This is a genomic window from Arthrobacter sp. Y3223065, from assembly GCF_059090885.1.
The window spans coordinates 496733-513692 of record NZ_JBNHGC010000003.1; the positions used below are offsets into that span (position 1 = coordinate 496733).

The window sequence follows — 16960 nt, forward strand, 5'->3', positions numbered from 1 at the left end:
AACTGTGGACACGGCCGGGGAAGCGGCTGCGGCTACACGGCTTCCTGCGCGTGGCCGTTGATGGCGTCCGCCGCACGGATCAGCGCCAGGTGCGAGAACGCCTGCGGGAAGTTGCCGGCCATCCGTTTGTTCACCGTGTCGTACTCCTCGGCCATCAGCCCCAGGTCGTTCGCGTAACCGACCAGCCGGTCCATCAGGTCGCGGGCGTCGCCGATCCGCCCGGAGCGGGCATACTGTTCCACCAGCCAGAAGCAACAGGCCAGGAACGGGTGCTCGCCCGGAGCCAGCCCGTCCAGCCCCGACTCGGTCCGGTAGCGCAGGATCAATCCGTCCGCATCCACCAGCTCCCGCTCCAGGCGGGCGACGGTACCCAGCATCAGGTCGTCGTCGTACTTCACGAAGCCCACCTGCGGCAGTACCAGCAGCGAGGCGTCCACCTCGGTGCCGTCATAGGTCTGGGTGAAGGAGTTGATCTCGCGATTGAAGCCGTGCTCCATGATCTCTTCGCGCAGCGTGTCGCGCAGCTCCGCCCAGTGCTCGGCTTCGCCGTCCAGGCCGTGCTCCTGCACCGCCCGCACACCGCGGTCGAACGCCGCCCACATCATCACCCGGGAGTGGGTGAAGTACTTCCGTTCGCCGCGCATCTCCCAGATGCCCTGGTCCTTCTGGTCGAAGTGCCTCTCGATGTAGTGCAGCATGGCCTTCTGCAGCGGCCAGGAGAAATGGTCCTCGGTGCCGCCCATGTTGCGCAGCTTCTCCAGCGCGACCATGACCTCGCCGATCACGTCCGCTTGGTACTGGCCCACCGCGCCGTTTCCCACCCGGACCGGTGCCGACCCTTCATAGCCGGGCAGGTGCGGGATGATCCGTTCCTCCAGGTCGCGTTCCCCGGCCACCCCGTACATGATCTGGAGGTCTTCCGGATCGCCGGCCACCGCGCGCAGCAGCCAGTTGCGCCACTGCAGCGCCTCGTCTTCGTAGCCGTGGGTCATCATCGATTCGAGCGTCAACGCCGCATCGCGCAGCCAGACGTAGCGGTAGTCCCAGTTCCGTTCCCCGCCGAAGGACTCCGGCAACGAGGTAGTCGGCGCGGCGACGATCCCGCCGGTCGTCTCGTGCGTCATCGCGCGCAGCACCAGCAGGGAACGCTTGACGATGCCGTGGTAGTCCCCCTGGGGCGGGAACCGTGAACACCAGTCCTGCCAGTACTGCACCGTTTCCGCCAGCGCGGCATCGACGTCGATCCCCGGCGGCACCGTCCGGTGGGACGGGAACCAGCACAGTTCAAAGTCGACCGTCTCGCCGGCCTTGACCGTAAATTCGCCTTCGTGCCGGCGGTTCGCGGCGTGCGGCAGGTGCTCCCCGTGCAGCACCAGCGCGTCCGGGCCGGCGATGGCGACGATCGATTCCCGGCCGGTAGTTTCGTCGTGCACGCGGTTCACCCACGGCACCACGTCCCCGTAGTGGAACCGCATGATCAGCTCCTGCCGGATGGTCATTTCGCCGGAAAGGCCCTCAACCCTGCGGACAAGGGATGCCCGGCGGTCGCCCACCGGCATGAACTCGGTCACCAGCGCCTCGCCGGTGTCGCTCTTCCAGCGGGTCTGCAGCACAAACGTCGACTCAATATACGAGCGTTCAACGACGACGGCGGACGGCGCCTCTGCTGCCTGTGCGGCCTGTGCGGCCTCCGCGCCCTCTACGGCAACCGTGGTGTCGTTGCGGTCTCCCGCAGCCTCGGTGCGGGCCGGTGCCGACACAACGCCGCCGCGGGACAAGGTGTCCGTGATGGTCGAGCGTGCGGTCCCCTGCCCTGCCGTCGTCGGGCCGCCGGTGCCGCCGGTGGCGGCCAGGGATGGGCCGGTTTCCGTGGCGCTAGTGGCTCCCACGGATGCGCCGGCCTCGGCGGTGCCGGCCGCGTCGCCGGTTTGTCCGGCTTCCGCGGCCCCGGTCCTCACCGCGGCAGTCTTGCCGGCCTCGTCCGTCGCGGACCGCCCGGGGTTCCCCGGGGCTGCCGACACTGCTTCATCTTGTTCCCGCGTGGACACCGGCGGCCTGCTGCGTTGGACTTCCAACGGGTCCTTGCCCGGTTTGCCGTGCACCTCCGCCCCCATCGGTTCCCCGCCCTGCGGATGCGCACCGTCCGGGGCCAGCAGCCAGCGGCCGTGCCCGGGGTACCCGAGAAGCGCACCGAAGACGGAGGGAGAGTCGAAGCGGGGAAGGCAGAGCCAGTCCATGCTTCCGGACCGGGACACCAAGGCTCCCGTGTGCAGATCCGATATGAGTGCGTAGTCCTCAATTGGAGATGCCATTTCTCCACTCAATCACACGGGACCCCGGTTGCGGCAACGGCAATTTTTCAGGCCGGCGCGGCCTGCAGCTGCCTGCGAACCGCGGCCGGCCGGTTGGTAGTGATTTCGCCGAAGCCCAACTCCCGGCACAGCTCCACGTCCTGCGGATCGTCCACCGTCCAGACGCGGAACTGCGTGCCGGCGTCGAGCCAGCGGCGGATGAGCGGCAGATGCGAGCGCACGTAGTCCACGCCGGGTCCGGCCCACCCGACGCGGTGCGCTTCGATGAGCCCTTCGCCTTCGGACAGCGCCCGCCGCAGCAGTACGGCGACGGCGCCGACGGTCAACTCGCCCATCATCAGGCTGGCCTTGAGTTCCTCGGCGTCGATGTCGTCCAGGAGTTGGCAGAGATACTGGCCGGGGATGTGGTCGGCCAGGTATTTCACGGCGTCCGGGTGGAAGCTCATGAAGGACAGCTGAATGTTGTTTAGCCGGGAGGTTTCCGGATCCCAGCCCTCCGCCATCAGGTACTTGAGCACCTCGTCTTCCAGCTCCTGCCCGTACGGGCTGGGGTGCTTGAGCTCTATGGCCAAGCCCAGCGGCCGGCCGGCTTCCCGCATCAGGTCCACCAGGTCGTCCAGCGTCACCAGTTGGTCGGCGGTGCCGCCGTACTCGGCCGGAATCGGCGTGCCCTTCCACGAACTGACGTCCAGTTGCAGCAGCTCGTCCAGCGTGTGATCGGACACGTTGCCGGTACCGGTGGAGGTGCGGTCCAGCGTGAAGTCGTGGAAACAGACCAGCCGGCGGTCCTTGGTCAGGTGGATGTCGCACTCAATCCCGTCGGCGCCGTCGGCGATCGCCTGCAGGTAAGCGGCCCTCGTATTCTCCGCGTACTGCTCGCTGGAACCACGGTGGGCGTAGATCCTCTGGTGCATAAATTCACCGTACGCGATGACCGGACATCCGGACCCGCCGTAGGGTTGACTGATGGGTGAACGAACGATGATCGTTCGGCAATTCGGTTTCGGAGGCAACATGGGCACTCAGACGGGCGGCGGCGTCGCACCTGAAACGGTGGAAGGGCAGACGGCCGGATACGCGGCGCAAAACATCCCGGGAAGCGCGCCGAGAGGCAGTACAAGCCAGGTTTCCGTGTTGCCGGACAGCGTCCGTGCCGCTGGCCTGCGGCGGATGAAACTGCTCGCCACGGGGTTGCTGCTGGTTTTGGCGGTGGTCTTCGTGGTGTCCTTCGCGCTGCAGGACCGCTACCCGTGGCTGAGCTATGTCCGGGCCGCGGCCGAGGGCGGAATGGTGGGCGCACTCGCGGACTGGTTCGCCGTGACCGCACTGTTCAAACACCCGATGGGGCTGAAGATTCCGCACACCGCGATCATCCCGCGCCGCAAGGACCAGATCGGCGCGAGCCTGGGCCAGTTCGTGGAAGAGAATTTCCTGGCCGAGGACGTGGTCAAGGCCAAGATCGGCTCCCTGGGGATCACTGCGAAGGCCGGTCTCTGGCTGGAACGGCCGGAAAACACCGAACGGATTGCCCGCGAGGGCGCCACGGCGATCCGCGGAGCCTTGACGGTCCTCAATGACGAGGACGTGCAGGAACTGATTGAGTCACTGGCCCGCCGGCACTTGATCGACCCGCAGTGGGGGCCGCCGCTGGGCCGGCTGGCCGAGCACCTGCTGCGCGACGGACACCACCTGAAGCTGGTGGATCTGCTGCTGGACCGCGCCGCCGACTGGGTGTTGGACAACCAGGACACGGTGGCGCGACTGGTATCGGACCGCTCACCGACCTGGGTCCCGCCGTTCCTGGATTCGCTGGTCGGCGACAAGGTGCATCTGGAGTTGTACAAGTTCCTCATCGCAGTGCAGGCCGACCCGGATCATCCGATGCGCCAGCAGTTGGACGGGTACCTGAACTCCCTGGCGCAGGACCTGCAGCACGATCCGGAGATGATGGCGCGGGTGGAAGCGATCAAGCACAACGCCTTGGGCGACCCCGAAGTGCGTTCACTGGCGGCCCGCACATGGGAGACGCTGAAGACCGCCCTGTTGGAGGCGGTGGAGGACCCCCAGAGTGGGTTGAGCCTGACGTTCAAGCGGGCGGTCCGGGACTTCGGCCACCGGCTGGCCACCGACGCGGAGCTGGCCGCCAAGATCGACGGCTGGATCGAGGAGTCCGCCGGGTACCTGGTCCGCACCTATCGTTCGCAAATTGCCGCCGTGATCACCGAAACGGTGGAGCGCTGGGATGCGCAGGAGACGTCGCGGAAAATCGAACTCCAGGTGGGCCGCGACCTGCAGTTCATCCGGATCAACGGCACCGTGGTCGGCTCCCTGGCCGGGCTGGCGATCTTCACGGTGGCCACCGCCGTCTTCGGCTAGCCGGCGCTAGGCTCCCTGTGGAGCATCCGCTCCAGTTCGTGACTAGTGCTCCGGTTTGAACCGGAGCACTAGCCCGAAACGGAGCGCAAGGTCCGCCGCGCGGCTCCTAGCCCGCCCAGAGAAAGCGGAGCCGTTGGCCGGGCCGCGTCTGGGCCAGCAGCGGGAGGTCGGCCGCTTCCACCACGGCCGGCACGGGATAGCCGCCGGTCACCGGATGGTCGGCCAGGAATACGGTGGGCAAGCCCGACGGCGGCACCTGCACCGCGCCGGTGACCATGCCTTCGCTGGGCAGTTCCCGGTCGACCGCGCGCTGCAGCGGCAGGCCCAGCAGGCGCAGCCCGATCCGGTTGCTCTCGGCGCTGACCGTCCAATGGCCCAGCACCAGGCGCTGGCGCGCGTCGGCGGTGAACCAATCCAACCGCGGCCCGGGGCGCAGCCGCACTGTCACGGCAGCGGCGGGCGGCAGCGGCACCGGCGTCCAGCGGGAATCGACGGCGGGCCGCTGGCCGGGAACGGGCGCTTCGCCCGCGGCGGGTCCTTGGCCAGTACCGGGAAGCGCGGCGGCGACGTTCGAACCGGTCCGCGCGGCCGGTGGAACAGCCCCGGTCTCCACCACGTCCCCGTCCCGCAGCGGAGCCGGCCCCATGCCGGAGAGCAGATCCGTGGCCGCCGATCCCATCAGGGTGTCGGCCACGATGCCGCCGACCACCGCCAGGTAATACCTCAGCCCGGACGCGGCGGGGGCGATTTCCAGCCGCTGGCCGGCACGGACACGGAAGGGCCGGTAAAGATCCGGGTGGACCTTCCGCGGCCGGCCCGCTGCCGGGGATTTCGCCGCCGGGCCCGCCGAACCCGCCACCGAAAGTTTGCCCGAGGCCCCGGTCACCGCCACCACCGTGTCGGCGCCGAACTGCAGGACAGCGCCGCCCAGCAGCAGCTCCAGCCCGGCCGCGGTTTCGGGGTTTCCGACCAGCCGGTTGGCCGTGCGCAGTGCCCGGTGATCCAGTGCGCCGGACGGGCTCAGCCCGATCGCGGCATGGCCCGGCCGTCCGAGGTCCTGCACCAGGAGTTGCGGTCCCGCCGTGACCACGGTGATCACCGGGCTACACCGCCCTGAACCGCACGCGCGTTCCCGGCGAAATCAGCGCCGGCCGCTCCCGCGCGGCGTCCCACATCCGTTCACCGGTCCTGCCAATCAGCCGCCAGCCACCGGGCGACGCGGAGGGGTAGATGCCGGTGAACTCGCCCGCCAGGCCGACCGATCCGGCCGGCACCCGGGTCCGCGGTTCGGCCAGCCGCGGTACCTGCAGCGGGTTCCCGGGGGCCACCAGATAGGCGAAGCCCGGCGCGAAACCGGTGAAGGCGGCACTCCACTCGCACTGCTGGTGCCGGCGCACTACCTCCGCCTCGCTCACGCCCAGGGTGCGCGCCACCTCCGGCAGGTCCTCCCCGGAGTAGTCCACCTCAACCGTGACCTCGTCGCCGGTGGCGCCTGCGCCGCCGTCGTGCGGTGGGGTGTGTTCCAGCCAGCGGCGGACGACGTCGGCCGCCGCCGGATCGTCGAAGGTCACCAGGATGGTGCGGGCCGCGGGAACCAGCTCCGTCACGCCTGGCGGCGGCGCAACCTTGAGGGCGTTGTAGTGCGCGAGGACGTCGTCGAGGGTGTCGAATTCGGCGAGCAGGGCGGCCGCGCCGAAGGGCAGGATCCGCACCCTACCGTCCAGGGGTGGGCGGCGCGGAGGGAGAGGGAACGGGTGCCGCGCCGGCGGCGCGGGAACCGCCGGCATCGGGCGGGCGGTGGCCGGCCCCGTAGCGGGCCGCACCCGCGAAGGGACGCAGCGGGATCCCGGCCGCGGCCAGCCGTTCCCGGACCAACCGCGCCATCGCCACCGCGCCCGGGGTATCGCCGTGAACGCAGAGCGAATCCGCGGCGCCGCTGCGGGCGAAGTCCACGACACGGTCGGCAATCTGCTCCAGGTCTTCCAGCAGGGCGCCGGGCTCGCCGCGCGGAATCAGCGTTCCGTCCGCCCGGTAGCCGCGATCCACGAACGCCTCCCGGAACACCGGGAGTCCGGCGGCGGCCGCCAGCTCAAGCACCGCGGATCCGGGCAGCCCCAAGAGGGGAAGCCGGGGGTCGAAGGCGCCGATGGCTTCCACCACCGCCGCGGCCTGGTTACGGTCGTGGACTATCCGGTTATAGAGCGCGCCGTGCGGCTTCACGTAAGCCACGCGTGTTCCCGCGCTCCGGGCAATCCGGTCGAGGGCGGCGAGTTGGGCAGCCACGTCGGCGGTCAGATCGGCCGCCGCGACGTCCAGGGTCCGGCGGCCGAATCCGGCCCGGTCCCGGTAGGAAACGTGTGCGCCCACCGCCACCCCGTGTTCCAGGGCGCGGCGGCAGCTGGCCAGCATCGTCTCGTCATCGCCGGCATGGTAGCCGCAGGCGATGTTCGCGCTGGTGATCAGCGGAAACATCGCGGCGTCGTCGCCCATCAGCCGCCCGTCGACCGATTCCCCGAGATCGCTGTTCAGGTCGATGCCCGGCCGGCCCCCCGATTCGGCTCCGCGTACCGCATCGCCGCCGCCGGCAGGTCGGCTGCCGGATGCTGTCACGGCCCGGTTCCCTCCTCGACGGGTCCGCCGGCGGAGCGGCCGCGGGCGGCGCCGTCCTGGTCAGCGGACGCCTCGAGGGCCGCCGGCGCCTTCCGCCTGCGGCCGGGCAGCCTCTCCAGCATGCCGGCGGCGACCCGGCCGGGCACCGCCGGCAGCTCGCCCAGCCGGTACCGGTTGTCGGTTAGATCCTCCACCAGGGACATCGGCAGCACCAACGGGGGCTCCCCGAAGGCGGTCCGGGTGGCGTCGATGACGCGCCGGCCCATCACGTGGTTGCCGGCACCCCCGACCGCAGCGCCGATGCCGAAGGGAACCGCCCGGCCGAGCATCGCCGTCCCCTGCTTGGCCAGCAGTTTGGTCAGGAAACGCTTCTTCATGCTGTCCACCAGCGAGCTGACCATGCCGGAGGGCATGCTGCTGCCCACCGCGTTTCCCCAGGCCCGCGACGGATTTCCGCCGCGGCCGCCGGCCTGCCCGGCGAACTCCTTGATCAGGGAGCTGCCCTCGTCGCCCATCAAGATGGCCATCACCATGGCCTGGGAGCGCTCCGGGTTCTCCGTATCGATGCCATGCAGTTCGGCGATCGACTGGGCGAACAGGGCAGTGGCTTCCAGGAAGCCCACAGTTGCCGCCGCGGAAAGGCCCAGTGCCGCCACCGTGCCGACGCCCGGTACGACGGCGGATGCCCCAACCGCGGCACCGCCAGTGGTCACCGCGGCCAGGTATTTCTTTTCCAACTTCGCGGCCAGCTCGGCCGGCGTTGCGTCCGGGTTCTTGCGCCGCAGCCGGTCCAAGTGGGCCAGTACCAGCGGCCGCTGGACGTCGAGCGCCTTCATGATGCCGGTCGTTACGCCGGGCTTTGGGTTGCCGTGCTTGTCGAATGCCGCATCGGCGGCGACGCGCATGGCTGGATTGATCTTCCGTCCTCTGGCCACAAACCCTCCTGGAGCAATCAGCACCGTGATGGTGTTCCGGCCTTAAGCGTAAGTCACCGGTTGCGGGACGTTCCTCCCAACACCAAGTATGCTGACAAAGCACCGCGTACTTCCTGTACGACGGCCGGAGGCAGCGCCTGCTGCGCCGGCCGCCCAACCCAAAGGAGTTGCTGGCTATGAGAATCGGATCATCAATTGCCTTGATTGCTATCGGCGCAATCCTGGCCTTCGCCGTTGCTGACGTCGTGGATTTCATCGACCTGACGCTGATCGGCTGGATCCTGATGGGTGTCGGCGTGCTCGGCCTGATCATCTCCATCATCATGGCCATTCCACGCCGCGAGCACCGCGTGACGGAAAGCCGCCGCGTCGAGGATCCGAACACGGGCGAGACCGTCCGGCGGGACGAAACCCGCGGCCTCTAAGCATTCCGGCTGAGGCACGGCCTGCCCGCGCCCCACGGCCCGCGGGCAGGCCCGCCGTCGGCGATCAACGGGGTTTCTTGCTGCCCAGCGCCACGAGGGACAGGACAATGCCCGCCCCGCACACCAGCGTGGCCAGGTAGGCCAGGCCCACACCGTCCTCGCCGCCCATGCCCAGCGTCAGGCTGAGCGGCAGCCAGAGCACGGCCCAGCCGAGCACCGCGAACAACGGCGCATACCGCTCGCCGCGGGCCGTCCAGCGGTAGGCAAAAACCGCGAGGACGACGACGGCGATGGCGCCGGCCAGGGCGAAGCCAGCCAAGGTGCCGCCGCCCTCCGGGGCCTGCCGCAAGCCCAGTGAGAAGGCTGTCATGGTGTCGATGGCCACGACGACGACGCCCGCGGCGATGGCGAACTGCAGGACGTTGCCGGCCTGGATCAGCAACATCCGCCGCACGTCGGGCCTCATAGCGTATTCCTCCCCTAGCTCCGCCCGCTCGGGCGCCCTCCTGCCACCCTATATAAGGCACAGGGCACCCGGTTCCCCGGGCGCCATCCGCAGGACCGGCTTGCCTTCAACACGGCGGCGCACCTTGGAACAGGCGGCGCACCTTGAAACAGGGCAGTGCCCCGGCGGAATCTTCCACCGGGGCACTGGTCGGCGCTCTGCCGGCAGGTGTTACCAGCGGACCTTTTTCTCGGGCGGTCCCTGCCGGCCGCTGGCGTGCTTCGGCTTGTGGCTGTTGCCGATGCTGTGCCAGCCAGCCAGGTCGCCGGCATTCGCCGCACGGCGGGAGGCCAGCCTCGCCTGTTGCTCCTCGGTCAGTTTGGCCGCGGCGGCCGGAGCGAGGTGGATGTTTAGTTCACGGGATTCGGCGGGCTTATGCGCCCGCGGATCGATGTCAGTCATGGCTCTCCTTCGATATTTCAGGAGCCTGCTGGAAACTGGTCCGCCGCACCAGTCGTAGAGACTGGAGACGCCACAATACCCGGAGCATCATCCGGGTGAGAGCGGGGGTGGGATCAGGGAACCACTCGCGAGGTACAGCCTCAGCAAGCCTTGTTTGGTTGTCGGCTTGACCGGTCCAAGACCTGGTTACTCGAAAATCAGAATTCCCATGGCGCACAGCCTAACAGCGCCGCCCGGCGTCCGGTAGATTCAAGCAAAGGCCGGCGAGAAGGGGGACCATGTCCGCATCACAGTTCGACCAGCGGTACGACGCGATCTACCAGCGCGGCGGTGAAGCGGCCGGCACTCCGCGGACGGCGGCCCGGCCGGCCGCGGCCCGGCTTCCCCAGCCCGTCACCACTCCGGAGGTCCGGTTGAACCCCGCATCCTCCACGGCCGCAACGAATTCGACCGTTGCGACGGACCTGAGCGCCGACGGCGCAGCCCAGGCGACCGGGATTGCCGAAGTCATTCCGCCCGACGCCGTCGTGACGGCGGGGACGGCAGCGGCGCCGAACCGCTGGAAGGTCAATCCGTTCCTGGCGGCGATGTGGGTGCTGGGCCTGGGGCTGGCCGGGTTCGGAGTCTGGGGTTCGATCGCACCGCACTTCATCGAGATGGACGCCATGCTCGGCCCCACCGGCATCTACGGGCCGCCGTGGATTTTCGTCCTGACCTCCATCGCCCCCATGGTCCTGATCGCCGGGCTGCTCACGGTCGCCGGCACCTTGACCTTGCACGCCGTCAGCTGGATGCGCCGGCACCCCTGACCGCACCCGCCAGGCGGCGGGAACCCGGCATATTGCGTCTGCCGGATCCTATTCGGGGCTTTCGGGCCACTCGACGTGCGGCTCGTACTCCGGATGCTTGTGCAGCCAATCCGCAATGTACTCGCAGTACGGCACGATCTTCCTCCCGTCGGCGACCACGTCGTCCAGCGCATGGCGTGCCAGCTTGCCGGCGAGGCCCCGGCCGGCAAACTCATCGAACACCCGCGTATGGGTGAACGCCACGGTTCCGCCGTGTGCCTGAATCTCGGTGTACCCGGCCAGGGACCCGGCGGCCAGCACCTCGTAGCGCCTGAGATCCTCGTTCAGCTGGAAAGAGAGGTTGTCAGCCATAGCCCGAGCCTGACACACGCGGGCGGCGGTGCAAATACACCGCCGCCCGGGTGGGCTGCCACCGGCTAGATCAGACCGTCGGCCAGGTGGTTTGGCGTTCCGAAGCGGTGCGCGGTGATGCTGACGGCCTGCTCGTGCAGGAACGGCAACATCTCCACCCGGCCGGCTTCGGTGACGTCGTGGGCATAGACCGCCGCGTCCGGCCGCCCGCCGGTGGCGACGGCGAGCGCCTTGGGATCCCCGCCAATCAACCGGATCCGCCCGGCGCCTAGCCGCGGCACCCGGGCCAGCCAGGCGTCGTCGTCCTCCACCGCCACGGCAAGATCCAACTCCGTGGCCACTGCCTGCAACGCCGCGGGAAGCTCGACGGCGGTGGACACCGTTACCTCGGATCCCGCCCGCACGCCGGCGGCCAGCACGCGGACCAGCTTGGCCAGCGGCTCGCCGTCGGAGAGCCGGACCGTGACCGGCACGGGCAGGTAGCGGAACACGTTGCGCTCGGCGGTCAGGCCGGACACGTCCTTGGCCACGCCGAATTCGGCGGCCCAGGCCGCCGCATCGGAACGCAGCGAGCGCTCCAGCACGGCGAGCTCGTCCGCGGACAGCGCCTTGCCCGCACGCCGGCCCGCCTCCAATAGCTTCGCCGCCGCGCCTTCAATGTCGGCGGTGGCCGTTGACGGCGCGGTCTCCCAGTCGCCGAGTCCGATCAGGTAGTTCGGACCGCCGGCCTTGGTTCCGGCCCCCACCGAGGACTTCTTCCAGCCGCCGAAGGGCTGGCGCCGCACAATGGCGCCGGTGATGCCGCGGTTCACGTAGAGGTTGCCGGCCTGGATGTTCTGCAGCCAGTAGTCCAGCTCGTCCCGGTCCAGCGAATGCAGGCCCGAGGTCAGGCCGTATTCGATGTCGTTGGTAATGGCGACCGCCTCTTCCAGCGTTTCGGCGGTCATCACCCCGAGGATCGGGCCGAAGAACTCGGTCAGGTGGTAGCGCGAGCCGCGCTTCACCCCGGTGCGCACGCCCGGGCTCCAGAGCTTGCCGGTCCCGTCCAGCTGTTCCGGCCGGATCAGCCAGCTCTCGCCGGCTCCCAGCGTGGTCAGCCCGTCCAGCAGCTTGCCGTCGGCCGGGGCGATGACCGGGCCCATCTGGGTGGCCGGATCCTGGGGATAACCCACCTTCATGGAGGTGACAGCGTCTACCAACTGGTTGCGGAAGCGCGGCGAGGTGGCGGCGGATCCCACCAGGATCACCAGCGAGGCCGCGGAGCACTTCTGCCCGGCATGGCCGAACGCGGAGTAGGCAACGTCCCTGGCGGCCAGGTCGAAGTCGGCGCTGGGCGTGACGATGATGGCGTTCTTGCCGGAGGTCTCGGCCAGCAGCGGCAGGTCCGGGCGGAAGGAGCGGAACATCTCGGCGGTCTCGTAGGCGCCGGTGAGGATCACGCGGTCCACGTCCGGGTGCGAGATCAGCTGCCGGCCCAGTTCGCGCTCGCCCAACTGGACCAGTTGGAGGACATCGCGCGGCACCCCGGCTTCGTCCAACGCCTCCCACAGCGCTTCCACCATCACGGCCCCGGTGCGGGCCGCCTGCTTGGCAGGCTTGATCACGACGGCGGAGCCGGCGGCCAGCGCCGCCAGTGCGCCTCCGGCGGGGATCGCCGTCGGGAAGTTCCACGGCGGGGTGACCACGGTCAGCCTGGACGGAACGAATTCGGCGCCGTCTACCGTGTCCAGCATGCGCGCCAGCTCGGCGTAGAAGTGCGCGAAGTCGGCGGCCTCGGACACCTCCGGGTCTCCCTGGTCCAGGGTCTTGCCGGCCTCGGCGGCCATGACCTCCAACAGCCGGGCGCGGTTGGCATTCAGTTTGTCGCCGGCCTTGTGCAGCACCTCGGCACGTTCGGCGCCGCTCATCGCGCCCCAGCTCTTGGACTGCTCGACGGCCGTGGCGATCACCTGCTCCAGCTGCGCCTCGTCCTTGACCTCGGCGGCGGCGACGGTGTCGATGCCAAGCTTTGAGCCGGGTACGCGGGACAGGATCTCCCTGCCCCAGGCCAGGTTGGCGGGCAGGGACGGATCGGTGTCCGGGATGTTGTCGAAGGAATTGAAGGGGCGGGCGGGTTCGGGCTTGGTGCGGTCTTGCTGCCGGTTCGGTTCCGGGACGTCGTCGTCGAGGTTCTCGAGCGAGGCGAGGAAGCGCTGCTTCTCGCGCTCGAAGAGGTGCTCGTTCTTGCTGAGCTCGAAGACCGCGGACATGAAGTTCTCGTTGCTGGCGCCTTCTTCGAGCCGGCGGATCAGGTAGGCGATGGCCACGTCGAACTCGCCGGGGTGGACCACCGGGGTGTAGAGCAGCAGCGACCCGACGTCCTTCTTCACCGCTTCGGCCTGGCCCTGGGCCATGCCCAGCAGCATCTCGAAGTCGATGGCCCCCGCGAGGTGTCCGATGCCGCGCTGCTTGGCCAGCAGCCAGGCGAACGCGACGTCGAACAGGTTGTGCCCGGCGACGCCGATCCGCACGTTGCCGATCCGGTCCGGATGCAGGGCGTAGTTGATCACGCGCTTGTAGTTGGTGTCCGAGTCCTGCTTGGTTCCCCAGGTGGCCAGCGGCCAGCCGTGCAGCGACGCTTCCACGTGCTCCATGGGCAGGTTGGCGCCCTTGACCACGCGCACCTTGATCGCGGCGCCGCCGCGGGCACGGCGGGCGGCGGCCCATTCCTGCAAGCGGATCATGGCCTTCAGCGCGTCCGGCAGGTAGGCCTGCAGCACAATGCCGGCCTCCAGCTGCTCGAACTCCGGCTTGTCCAAAATCCTGGTGAAGACCGCCATGGTCATCTCCAGGTCCTTGTACTCCTCCATGTCCAGGTTGATGAACTTGGGCTTCGGGGACCCGGCGGCCTGCCGGTACAGCGGCGTCAGGCTTTCGACGACGTGCTCCACCGCCTCGTCGAAGGCCCAGTGCGAATGCGGTGCCACGGTGGAGGAAACCTTGATGGACACGTAGTCGACGTCGTCGCGGGCCAGCAGCCGATTGGTGCCTTCGAGCCGGCGCTCCGCCTCCCGGCTTCCCAGGACGGCCTCGCCCAGCAGGTTGATGTTCAACCGGACGTCTTCCCGGCGGATCTTCGCGATGGCCGGGCCGAGCTTGGCGTCGGTCGCGTCCACGATCAGGTGGCCCACCATTTCGCGCAGCACCCGGCGGGCCACCGGAATCACCACGTGCGGGAGGACCGGGGCCACGGTGCCTCCCACGCGCACGGCAGCCCGCATGTACCAGGGCAGGAAGGACGGAACCTTCGGTGCCAGCGCGGCCAAATTCCGGGCGGCAACACTCAGGTCCTCGGGCCGGATCACGCCGTCGACGAATCCCACGGTGAAATCCAACCCGTTCGGGTCATTCAGGACGCCGGCCAGCTGTCGGGCGGAGGCGTCGGCGGGGACCTTCTCGGCCTCGGTCAGCCAGTGGCGGACCAGTTTGATGGAGTCGGCGGCGAGGTCTGCCATCTGCTCTTCGGCCAGGTGAGTGGTCTGCACCGGAGCCTCCTTCAGGGAATCGGTCACGGCAGCATCTGTCCCTTCAACGTAATTGCAATGCTCAGTCAGGACCAGTATGGGACTAGACTTCGTGAAGTAAAAGCGATCTTTTCCGACTGATAATCATTGGTTTTCCTGATGGATGGAGTTGCCGTGCTGGATGTCCGGAGACTGCGGCTGCTGCGCGAGGTCAAAGTCCGCGGAACATTGGCCGAGGTGGCCGCCGCGCTGAACCTGAGCCCGTCATCCGTTTCCCAGCAGCTGGCCTTGCTGGAAAAGGAAGCCGGGGTGGCGCTGCTGCGAAAAGCCGGACGCCGCGTGCAGCTCACGCCGCAGGCCGAGATCCTCGTCGGACACACCGAGTCGCTGCTGTCCACCCTCGAGCGGGCCGAAACGGACTTGGCGGCGTCGCTGACCACGGTGACCGGAACCGTCCGGCTGGCGGTGTTTCAATCCGCGGCACTGGCCCTGTTGCCGGAGGCCCTCACCGCCATGCGGCAGCGGCACCCGGATGTGCGGATCGAGATGGTCCAGCGCGAACCGGAGACGGCGCTGTACGAAACGTGGGCGCGCGACTTCGACCTGGTCGTGGCCGAGCAATACCCCGGCCACGCGGCACCGCACCATCCGGAACTGGACCGCCAGAAACTGACCAGCGACGCCATCCGACTCGCGGTACCGCCCTCCGCCTTGGCCGGAACCACCGTCGCCTCCGTCGACGACGCCCGGAGGCTGCCGTGGGTGATGGAGCCGCACGGCGCAGCTTCCCGGCATTGGGCGGAGCAGGCGTGCCGCCAGGCCGGATTTGAGCCGGATGTGCGGTTTGAAACGGCCGACCTGCAGGCGCAGATCCGGCTGATAGAGTCCGGCAATGCGGTGGCGTTCATGCCGGACCTGGTGTGGACCGGCCGGGACACCACGTGCAAGCTGCTGGACCTGCCGGGCCTTCCGCGGCGCACGGTCTTCACGTCAGTCCGCCGCGGCTCTGCCAACCGGCCGGCCATCCTGGCGTTCCGGGAAGTCCTTGAGGCAACGGCCCGGGAGATTGCGGCCTGAGGTCCGGGCCCCGAGGCCTCCCCCTGCGCGGCGAGCTAGCGGCGCTGGTCCAAGCTGAGGTTTCCATGCACTGTGGCGTAGGCGCGCAGGCCGCCGGAAATGAGCGGCAGCCCCTGCTCCGGTGCCAGGATCCTGCGGGCCGGACCGTCTATGCCGTCCAACCGGAGCTGCACGAACAGATCCACCAGCACCGGGCCCAGGCCGGCCAGCTCATTCCGAGGCAGTACGGCACGGTAGCCGCCGCGGTCGCGCCTGACGTCAAAGCCGACCTCGGCATCGGTCCCGCGGGCGCGTGCCACCAGCCTGACCGATTCGTACTCTTCGGCCGCCTCAAATACCAGCCCCAATGACACCGACTCCCCGTCAAGCTGCGGCAGCAGGGCCCGCGGAATCGTTTTCAGTGCTTCCTCGGTGGCCGCCAGCTTCAACAGGCCTTCTGCATCCCGCGCCCGGATGAGCTGCGAGCGCTGCCGGTAGGGAAATGTCAGCTGTTCTTCCAGTCGTTCCGGAATGTGTTGGTCCGCGAAGGCAGCATGGGCCGCCACCCACCGCTGCCGCGTGCCCGGGGACATGGACCGGTACCTGGCGGGCACGTAGAAGCGGAGGAGTTTCCGCCGGTACAGGTCCAGCACCAGAAGCTCGGCATGCTCGGGGTCCGGATGGTTCTCCTTGATGATCCGCGCGATTTCCGCGACGGATCCGGTGTACCCCTCCGGGATGGCGCGCTCGGAGCTGATGTTGGTTCCATCGTCGCGGGTGCGGATGAAGTAATAGTCGTAGTCGGCCGCGATCGCGTTCCTCCGGGAGGCCAGATAGCAGCGGGTGAGCATCATGCCGTCTTCCAGCCGGATTTTGCCTTCCGGGAAGCGGATGCCGTGGGTATCCAGCAGCTCACGCCGGATCAGCTTTTGCGGTGAGAGCGTGCCGAGGATTCTGCGCACCGAAACGTCCGGCACGGTCTCGGTGAAGAGCGAGGACTGTACGCGCCGGCCACCGATTCCGACCATGCGCGGGGCCAGCACATCGACCTGGTGCTTGTCGGCAAACTCGACCATCCGGCGCAGCGCTTCGGGCCCCAGCTTGTCGTCCGCATCGCAGAAGAAAACGTAGTCGGAACTGCTGGCGGCGATCCCCACATTGCGGGGCTTTCCCGGCCAGCCGCTGTTCTGCTGGTGGATGACCCGCCAGTTCGGATGCCGCGCGGCGTACTCGTCCAGCAGATTGCCTCCGCCGTCGGTGGAGCCGTCGTCCACGGCGATGACCTCGAAGAGCGCCGGGTCCATGTCCTGTGAAGCCAGCGACTCCAGCAGTTCCCTCAGGTAGGGCAGCGCGTTAAACACCGGGATCACCACAGCCACCCGCGCGGTCTGCGCACTGGCCGTCGGCCCGGAGTCACTCTCGCGCACGCGAAACTGCCCGGCCCGCGCCGCGACCCTTTTCAGCTTGCGCCGTGCGCCTGCCAGCTTGTCCTTGATGGCCACTCGGTCCCCTTCGATCGGTAGCAGTTAATGCATTCTGCCACTGCCATCGAGCTGAATGCCGGTGAGTAGCGAAATCGCGAGGGGTTTCCGTAACAACGAGCTTCGTTCACCAGGGGTGGCAGGACAGCGGCCGGCATCCCACCGTCACAAACGGATATCCCTGCGGTACTTCCA

The 16960-nt window shown here is 68.6% G+C and carries 15 protein-coding genes; 4 read left to right on the top strand and 11 right to left on the bottom strand.

The features are described from left to right. Nucleotides 1–32: 32 nt before the first annotated feature. Together AC5RUK_RS10900 and AC5RUK_RS10905 are read right to left on the bottom strand one after the other, a co-directional pair. Nucleotides 33–2312, bottom strand: coding sequence for a glycoside hydrolase family 15 protein (locus tag AC5RUK_RS10900; RefSeq protein ID WP_493988503.1), 2280 nt, complete (start codon nt 2310–2312; stop codon nt 33–35). Between the two features lie 47 nt (nt 2313–2359). Then, nucleotides 2360–3226, bottom strand: coding sequence for a glycerophosphodiester phosphodiesterase family protein (locus tag AC5RUK_RS10905; RefSeq protein ID WP_494106942.1), 867 nt, complete (start codon nt 3224–3226; stop codon nt 2360–2362). Nucleotides 3227–3482: 256 nt separating this feature from the next. On the opposite strand from AC5RUK_RS10905, the gene AC5RUK_RS10910 reads away from it, so the two are divergent. Beyond that, on the top strand, nt 3483–4688 hold the full coding sequence (locus tag AC5RUK_RS10910; RefSeq protein ID WP_493988903.1) for a DUF445 domain-containing protein: 1206 nt from the start codon (nt 3483–3485) through the stop codon (nt 4686–4688). A gap of 106 nt (nt 4689–4794) precedes the next feature. Here the strand turns inward: AC5RUK_RS10910 and AC5RUK_RS10915 are convergent, their stop codons facing one another. The 4 genes from AC5RUK_RS10915 to AC5RUK_RS10930 all read right to left on the bottom strand — a co-directional run bounded on the left by AC5RUK_RS10915 (nt 4795) and on the right by AC5RUK_RS10930 (nt 8233). Further along, nucleotides 4795–5787, bottom strand: a complete 993-nt coding sequence (locus tag AC5RUK_RS10915; protein WP_494152196.1) for a 5-oxoprolinase subunit C family protein — start codon at nt 5785–5787, stop codon at nt 4795–4797. A gap of 4 nt (nt 5788–5791) precedes the next feature. After that, entirely contained in the window at nt 5792–6400 is a 609-nt protein-coding gene (locus tag AC5RUK_RS10920) for a 5-oxoprolinase subunit B family protein (protein WP_494152197.1), read from the bottom strand. Between the two features lies 1 nt (nt 6401). After that, the gene (locus AC5RUK_RS10925) at nt 6402–7223 is read right to left on the bottom strand and encodes a LamB/YcsF family protein (protein ID WP_494152279.1); all 822 of its coding nucleotides are present in this window, start codon (nt 7221–7223) and stop codon (nt 6402–6404) included. A gap of 71 nt (nt 7224–7294) precedes the next feature. Beyond that, nucleotides 7295–8233, bottom strand: coding sequence for a hypothetical protein (locus AC5RUK_RS10930; protein WP_494152198.1), 939 nt, complete (start codon nt 8231–8233; stop codon nt 7295–7297). A gap of 176 nt (nt 8234–8409) precedes the next feature. Here AC5RUK_RS10930 and AC5RUK_RS10935 point away from each other — a divergent pair, with 176 nt between their 5' ends. Continuing rightward, a complete protein-coding gene (locus AC5RUK_RS10935) occupies nt 8410–8658 on the top strand; it encodes a DUF6458 family protein (protein WP_494106946.1) in 249 nt (82 codons plus the stop codon). Between the two features lie 64 nt (nt 8659–8722). On the opposite strand, the gene AC5RUK_RS10940 is transcribed toward AC5RUK_RS10935, so the two are convergent. Together AC5RUK_RS10940 and AC5RUK_RS10945 are read right to left on the bottom strand one after the other, a co-directional pair. Next, a complete protein-coding gene (locus tag AC5RUK_RS10940; protein WP_493988497.1) occupies nt 8723–9124 on the bottom strand; it encodes a hypothetical protein in 402 nt (133 codons plus the stop codon). Nucleotides 9125–9334: 210 nt separating this feature from the next. After that, nucleotides 9335–9565 (bottom strand): hypothetical protein, encoded by a 231-nt coding sequence (locus tag AC5RUK_RS10945; protein ID WP_494106948.1) that lies wholly within the window; start codon nt 9563–9565, stop codon nt 9335–9337. Nucleotides 9566–9843: 278 nt separating this feature from the next. On the opposite strand from AC5RUK_RS10945, the gene AC5RUK_RS10950 reads away from it, so the two are divergent. Beyond that, nucleotides 9844–10374 (top strand): hypothetical protein, encoded by a 531-nt coding sequence (locus tag AC5RUK_RS10950; RefSeq protein WP_493988495.1) that lies wholly within the window; start codon nt 9844–9846, stop codon nt 10372–10374. A 48-nt stretch (nt 10375–10422) separates the two neighbouring features. On the opposite strand, the gene AC5RUK_RS10955 is transcribed toward AC5RUK_RS10950, so the two are convergent. Further along, complete coding sequence (locus AC5RUK_RS10955; RefSeq protein WP_493988494.1) at nt 10423–10725, bottom strand: GNAT family N-acetyltransferase; 303 nt, start codon at nt 10723–10725, stop codon at nt 10423–10425. Between the two features lie 65 nt (nt 10726–10790). Beyond that, nucleotides 10791–14219 carry a bifunctional proline dehydrogenase/L-glutamate gamma-semialdehyde dehydrogenase gene (locus AC5RUK_RS10960; protein WP_494152280.1) on the bottom strand — a complete coding sequence of 1143 codons (3429 nt, stop codon included), beginning with the start codon at nt 14217–14219 and terminating at the stop codon, nt 10791–10793. Between the two features lie 183 nt (nt 14220–14402). Here AC5RUK_RS10960 and AC5RUK_RS10965 point away from each other — a divergent pair, with 183 nt between their 5' ends. Continuing rightward, a complete protein-coding gene (locus AC5RUK_RS10965; RefSeq protein ID WP_493988900.1) occupies nt 14403–15305 on the top strand; it encodes a LysR family transcriptional regulator in 903 nt (300 codons plus the stop codon). Between the two features lie 35 nt (nt 15306–15340). On the opposite strand, the gene AC5RUK_RS10970 is transcribed toward AC5RUK_RS10965, so the two are convergent. Then, the gene (locus AC5RUK_RS10970) at nt 15341–16786 is read right to left on the bottom strand and encodes a glycosyltransferase family 2 protein (RefSeq protein ID WP_494152199.1); all 1446 of its coding nucleotides are present in this window, start codon (nt 16784–16786) and stop codon (nt 15341–15343) included. Nucleotides 16787–16960 lie beyond the last annotated feature (174 nt).